The sequence below is a fragment of the Streptomyces sp. NPDC101225 genome, assembly GCF_044767585.1.
Classification (GTDB): domain Bacteria; phylum Actinomycetota; class Actinomycetes; order Streptomycetales; family Streptomycetaceae; genus Streptomyces.
This window is the reverse complement of sequence record NZ_JBIWOE010000052.1, coordinates 46,908-53,081: the sequence shown is the minus strand read 5'-3', so window position 1 is coordinate 53,081 and position 6,174 is coordinate 46,908. Positions and strand designations below refer to the sequence as shown.

Below are 6,174 nucleotides of genomic sequence, written 5' to 3'. Positions count from 1 at the left end.
ACCGGCCAGAGCCAGGACACCGGCGACCACCACGGCCACCGGGCACTCAGACCTGCCCACACCCACACTGACCTGCCGCTATTTACGCGTCAGAGCGGCGTTAACGGAGATGACAACGGTCACCGGTGCAGCCTTTGGCGATTGCCCTCTCGATGCGTTTCACTGCGCTCGGAGGATCCGTCGCGAGGGGGAGGGCACAGGGCATGAGCGAGCACGACCACGGTCACGACGCCGGGCACGATCACGGTCCCGGCGGGCAGGGCCACGGGCACGGCGCGGGCGGCCACGCCGGGCACGCCCACGGCGTGTCGGCGGACGCCGACCGCCGCTGGCTCGGCATCGCGCTCACCCTCATCACCGTCTTCATGGCGGGCGAGGTCACCGTCGGCGTCATCGCCAGCTCCCTGGCCCTGATCTCCGACGCGGCGCACATGCTGACCGACGCCGCGTCCATCGTGCTCGCGCTGATCGCGATGCGGCTCGCCGCGCGCCCGGCCCGCGGCGGCTTCACCTACGGGCTCAAGCGGGCGGAGATCCTCTCGGCGCAGGCGAACGGCCTGACGCTGCTGCTGCTCGGGGCGTGGCTGGCGTACGAGGCGGTACGCCGCCTGATCTCGCCGCCGCAGGTCGAGGGCGGGCTGATGCTGGCCACCGCGCTCGCCGGCATCGCCGTGAACCTGGTCGCCACCTGGTGCCTGTCCCGGGCGAACCGCTCCTCCCTCAACGTCGAGGGCGCCTACCAGCACATCCTCAACGACCTGTTCGCCTTCCTCGGCACCGCGATCGCCGCCCTGGTCGTCGTGCTGACCGGCTTCGACCGCGCCGACCCCATCGCCACCCTCGTGGTCGTCGTCCTCATGGTGAAGGCCGGGTACGGGCTGCTGCACGAGTCCGGGCGGATCTTCCTGGAGGCCGCCCCCGCCGGCATGGACCCCGACCAGGTGGGCGACCTCCTCGTCGCGCAGCCGGCCGTGGTCGAGGTCCACGACCTGCACGTCTGGCAGATCACCTCCGGCCAGCCCGCCCTCTCGGCCCACGTCCTGGTCGAACCCGGCGGCGACTGCCACGCCGTCCGCCGCGACCTGGAGAAGCTCCTGGAGCACGAGTACGGCATCACCCACACCACCCTCCAGGTCGACCACCTCGGCGAGGACGCGGGATCGGCGGAGCTGCTGCAGATCACCGCACCGACCGCCGACGCCGTCGACCACTGCGACGACGCCCACGGTCCCGTCCACCGCCCGGGCCCCCACGAGCACTGACCTCCGGCAGCCGCACGCACGGCCGCCCGGCGGACCGGTGCGTCGTGACCGGTGCCGGCGGGCCCCGGCCGCACCGGCATCCGGATGCGGGAGGCGCTCGCCGCGGCCGGGATCGCCGGCGCCGGCCACGGGGGCGGCCACGGGGGCGTCGCGGACGGGAGGCAGGCGGACGAGGTGCCGGGCCTCGCGGGCGGTCAGGGCGCCGGGACCGTCGTCCACTTCGCCGGGCCGCCGCGACGACCCGCGCGGGCTCGTGCTCCGCGCCGCGCGGCAGCGGGTCCGCGGACGCGCGATCCTGGTGCCCCGACCCGAACCGACCCGCCGAGGAGCCCACAGATGATCTTCATCACCGCGAAGTTCCGCGTCCGCCCCGAGCACGCGGACCAGTGGCCGCGGATCTCCGCCGCCTTCACCGAGGCGACCCGCGCCGAGCCCGGCTGCCTCTGGTTCGACTGGTCCCGCAGCCTCGACGACCCGGCCGAGTACGTCCTCGTGGAGGCCTTCCGGGACGACGAGGCGGGCGCCGCCCACGTGCGGTCCGAGCACTTCCGGACCGCCCGCAGGACCTTGCCCCCCTACCTCGCGGAGACCCCGCGCATCGTCAACACGACCGTCGAGCAGGAGGGCTGGTCCGAGCTGGGAGAGATGGCCGTGCCGGATCAGGGCTGACCCGGCCGGCGCCGTTCAGGACCGCAGGAACGCCAGGATGTCCGGGTTGAGGACGTCCGGGTCGGTGGAGAGCATCCCGTGCGGGAGGCCTTCGTAGGTCTTGAGGGTGCCGTTCTTGAGGAGCGCGGCCGTCAGGGGTGCCGAGTCCTCGTACGGGACGACCTGGTCGTCGGTTCCGTGGCAGACGAGGACCGGGACGCCGATCTGCTTGAGGTCCTCCGTGAAGTCGGTCTCGGAGAACGCCTTGATGCATTCGTAGTGGGCGTTGGCCGCACCCGTCATGCCCTGGCGCCACCAGTTGTCGATCAGGCCCTGCGAGACCTTCGCGCCGGGGCGGTTGAAGCCGTAGAACGGGCCCGAGGGGACGTCGATGTAGAACTGGGCGCGGTTGGCGGCGAGGGCCTCGCGGAAGGCGTCGAAGGTCTCGATGGGCAGGCCGCCCGGGTTGGACTCCGACTTGACCATGACGGGCGGGACGGCGCTCACCAGCACCGCCTTCGCGACGCGTCCCGGCTTGGCGCGGGCGACGTAGCGGGCGACCTCGCCGCCGCCGGTGGAATGGCCGATGTGGCAGGCGTCCTTGAGGTCGAGCGCGTCCGTGAGCGCCATGACGTCGGCGGCGTAGGTGTCCATCTCGTGGCCGGTGGCCGACTGGCTCGAGCGGCCGTGTCCACGGCGGTCGTGGGCGATGACGCGGTAGCCGTGCGCGAGGAAGAACAACATCTGGTTGTCCCAGTCGTCGGCGCTCAGTGGCCACCCGTGGTGGAAGACGATCGGCCGGCCGTCGCGCGGCCCCCAGTCCTTGTAGAAGATGCTGGTGCCGTCGTCGGTGGTGACTGTACCCATCGCAGATCCTCCGCTTCGTCCGGGCATGCCCCGGCGACGGGAGTGCGGAGGCATGCGGGAGTGACGAATGCACGCCCTGGGGCGCGGTCCGAAGTACCCGGACCAGGTTACGCGGGCGGCGGATGGGGCACATCCGCAAGCGCCTCCTCCCCCCGCATTGCGTCCGCGGCCGCCTACGGCAGCAGGCGGTAGGAGTCCTGGTCCGCGACCACGCGGCCGGCCGTGGGCGGCGGGAAGTGCGTGCCCAGCACGAGGGTGTCCGTGCCGGCCAGCCTGCCGAGCAGGGCGCGGCGCGTCCGCTCGGACTGCTCCGGGTCGATGTCCACGCAGGAGCCGATGCCGGGATGCGCGAACTGGACGGGGTGGTGGATGCAGTCGCCCGTGATCAGCGCGTTTCCCCCGGCGCCGCCGCTCAGCTCCACGGCGATGTGGCCCGGCGTGTGGCCGGGGGTCGGCAACAGCCGTACGCCGGGGGTCAGTTCGGTGCCCTCGGGGGCCACGTCCACGAGATCCAGCAGCCCCGCCTCCTCGACCGGGACCACCGAGTCGTCGAACATCTGCCGTCGTGGCTCGTCCATGGCCCACCCGGCCCAGAAGGCGCGCTCGGTACGGGCGGTGACGTAGCGGGCGTTGGGGAAGGTGGGGACCCACACGCCGTCGGCCTCGCGGGTGTTCCAGCCGACGTGGTCGGTGTGCAGATGGGTCAGGATCACCAGGTCCACGGTGTCCGGGGGGAATCCGGCGGCGGCGAGGTGGTCGGGGTAGCCGGTGCGCAGGTCGTGCCAGGCCGGGTTGGCGCGGGTCTTGCCGTTGCCGATGCCGGTGTCGACGAGGACGCGCAGACCACCCGCCTCGAAGGCGAAGCTGTGGCTGTGGAGCCGCAGGGTGCCGGCCCCGTCGGCGAAGTGGGGGCGCAGCCAGCCGTGCCGGTGCACCACGTCGGGGGTGGCGTCGGGCAGCAGCCAGGGGCCGGTCCCGGGCGGCAGGGGTGTCTCGTCGATGCGGTGGACGGTACTGCCGCCGACGGTCCAGGAGGGGGTGGGGGCACTGGGCATGGGACCGATTCTCCCCGGGTGCCGGCGCTAGGGCGAACCGGTGGGCGGGCCCGGCGAGTTGGGACGCCGGAGCACCAGTCCCACCAGCGGGCCGACGGCGACGAGCGCGGCCAGCACGGCGTATCCGTGGGTGAGCGTCGTCGGCGCCGCCACGGCGGCGACGAGCAGCGGGCCGCCCGCGTCGCCCAGTTCGCGGCCCAGTTCGGCGGCGCCCATCGTCTGGCCGAGGCGTTCGCGCGGGGTGGCGGAGGCCAGGGCGGCGAAGCCCAGGGGGGTGATCAGGCCCGTGCCGGCGCCGATGAGGGCCGCGCCCACCAGGATGCCGGTCGGACCGGGCAGCATGGCGCAGGCCAGGCCCGCCGCCGTGATCAGCAGGCCCGCGGTCAGTCCGGAACGGGTGGTGAGCCGCCCGGCGTCCAGTGCGCGGCCCGACCGCGGCTGGACCACGGCCGCGCAGGCCGCGAGCAGCGACACGGCCGCGCCGGTCGCGACGGTGCCGAGCCCGGCGGTGCGGCCGGAGACCGGCAGGAAGCCGACACCGACCGACAGCGCCGCGGTCGCCGCCGCGAGCGCGGCCGTCGGGACGAGGAACGACGCGTCGGCAAGGCGCCGGGCGAGGTCGAGGACCGTCTGCCGGGCCTTGGGGAGCGGGGGTACGACGGGTACGGCGAGGACGGCCCACACGGCGACGGCGGCGCCGAGTACCGCGAGGACGGCGAACAGCAGCCGCAGGCCGCCGGCCCACACCAGGACGCCGCCGAGCAGCGGGCCCAGCGTGTAGCCGATCGACTTGTAGAAGCCGTAACTGCCGAACGCCCGCCCGTGCTTGGCGGCCGGGTTGAGCCGGGCGACCAGCGCCGAGGCCGAGGGGGAGAAGGCGGAGGCCGCGGCGCCCTGGCCGAGGCGGGCGGCCCACAGCCAGCCCGGGCTGCCGGCGACGGCGTACAGCCCGGACGCCACGGCGAACGCGGCGAGCCCGCCGAGCAGGACGGGGCGGGCGCCGACGCGGTCGGCGAGGCTGCCGAAGACCGGCTTGAGGAGCACCTCGGCGCCGTCGTACAGGGCCAAAAGCCCGCCGAGCACGAGCAGCGAGGTGACGGCGCCCTCGGCGTCGGCGCCGAGGCTCGCGGCGACGCCGTGCGCGCCGAAGGCGGTCGTGAACCCGGCGGCGTACAGGGGCCACATCTGCCGCGCCGGGGCGGGCTTCGCGGTGGCCGTTCGGCCCTCCCGGCTCATCGGTCGTCCTCCGTCGGGGCGTGCGGCGGCGCGGACACCCGGTCCGCGCCGTCCCGGCCGGCCGCGGCCCTGCGCGGGGCTTCGGGGACGTCGCGCGCCGTCAGGCCGCCGCACACCGCACGCGCGCGGCACCCGTCGGTGCCGCGCCCTCCGGAGTGCCGAAGGGAGCAGGCGTCACCTCCGCGGCAGCGGCCCGGGGACCGCCCTCACACATCGAGCGCCCCCGTCGCCAGCAGCCCCAGCAGCGCCACTCCCACGACGATCCGGTAGACCACGAAGGCGTTGAAGGAGTGCTTGGCGACGAACTTCAGCAGCCAGGCGATGGAGGCGTAGGCGACCACGAAGGAGACCGCCGTGCCCACGGCGAGCGGCGCGGCGCCCACGCCGGCGCCCACGGCGTCCTTGAGTTCGTACAGGCCGGCGCCGGTCAGGGCCGGGATGCCGAGGAAGAACGACAGCCGGGTGGCCGCCACCCGGTCCAGGTCCAGGATCAGCGCGGTGGACATCGTCGCACCGGAGCGGGAGAAGCCCGGGAAGAGCAGCGCCAGGATCTGCGAAGAGCCCACCAGCATCGCGTCCTTGAAGGTGGTGTCGTCCTCACCGCGCTTGTGCCGGCCCATCTGGTCGGCCGCCCACATCACGCCCGACCCTACGATCAGCGAGGCCGCCACCACCCACAGCGAGGCCAGCGGCCCCTCGATCAGCGGCTTGGCCGCCAGACCCACGATCACGATCGGGATCGTGGCGTAGATGACCCACCAGGCGAACTTGTAGTCGTGGTGGTAGCGCTCCTCCTTGTCGGCGAGGCCCCGGCCCCAGGCGGAGACGATCCGCACGATGTCCTTGAAGAAGTACACGAGCACGGCGGCGATCGCGCCGACCTGGATGACGGCGGTGAAGCCGACCACGGAGCTGTCGTCCACGGGGATGCCCATCAGCCCCTCGGTGATCTTCAGATGCCCGGTCGAGGACACGGGCAGGAACTCGGTCACCCCCTCGACGACGCCGAGGAAGACGGCTTGACCGATGCTGATGGCACTCATGGGCGGTCCAATGGCACACTCGGGGAGGCGGGAGCTTTTACACGATCGTAGAAGTTCTACACG

The 6,174-nt window shown here is 73.5% G+C and carries 6 protein-coding genes; 2 read left to right on the top strand and 4 right to left on the bottom strand.

The features are described from left to right. Positions 1 to 203 precede the first annotated feature (203 nt). Both ACIRPX_RS40825 and ACIRPX_RS40820 read left to right on the top strand, forming a co-directional pair. Positions 204 to 1,262, top strand: coding sequence for a cation diffusion facilitator family transporter (locus ACIRPX_RS40825; protein WP_404205019.1), 1,059 nt, complete (start codon positions 204 to 206; stop codon positions 1,260 to 1,262). A 336-nt stretch (positions 1,263 to 1,598) separates the two neighbouring features. Next, on the top strand, positions 1,599 to 1,931 hold the full coding sequence (locus tag ACIRPX_RS40820) for a putative quinol monooxygenase (RefSeq protein WP_404205017.1): 333 nt from the start codon (positions 1,599 to 1,601) through the stop codon (positions 1,929 to 1,931). Between the two features lie 15 nt (positions 1,932 to 1,946). Here ACIRPX_RS40820 and ACIRPX_RS40815 read toward each other — a convergent pair whose 3' ends face one another. From ACIRPX_RS40815 to ACIRPX_RS40800, 4 genes are all read right to left on the bottom strand, one after another. Next, complete coding sequence (locus tag ACIRPX_RS40815; protein WP_404205015.1) at positions 1,947 to 2,777, bottom strand: alpha/beta fold hydrolase; 831 nt, start codon at positions 2,775 to 2,777, stop codon at positions 1,947 to 1,949. A 173-nt stretch (positions 2,778 to 2,950) separates the two neighbouring features. Further along, positions 2,951 to 3,832, bottom strand: coding sequence for an MBL fold metallo-hydrolase (locus ACIRPX_RS40810; protein ID WP_404205013.1), 882 nt, complete (start codon positions 3,830 to 3,832; stop codon positions 2,951 to 2,953). Between the two features lie 27 nt (positions 3,833 to 3,859). Beyond that, positions 3,860 to 5,017, bottom strand: coding sequence for an MFS transporter (locus ACIRPX_RS40805; RefSeq protein WP_404205023.1), 1,158 nt, complete (start codon positions 5,015 to 5,017; stop codon positions 3,860 to 3,862). A 257-nt stretch (positions 5,018 to 5,274) separates the two neighbouring features. Further along, positions 5,275 to 6,111: an undecaprenyl-diphosphate phosphatase gene (locus ACIRPX_RS40800; protein WP_404205011.1), complete on the bottom strand. Its 837-nt coding sequence runs from the start codon at positions 6,109 to 6,111 to the stop codon at positions 5,275 to 5,277. Between the last annotated feature and the right edge of the window lie 63 nt (positions 6,112 to 6,174).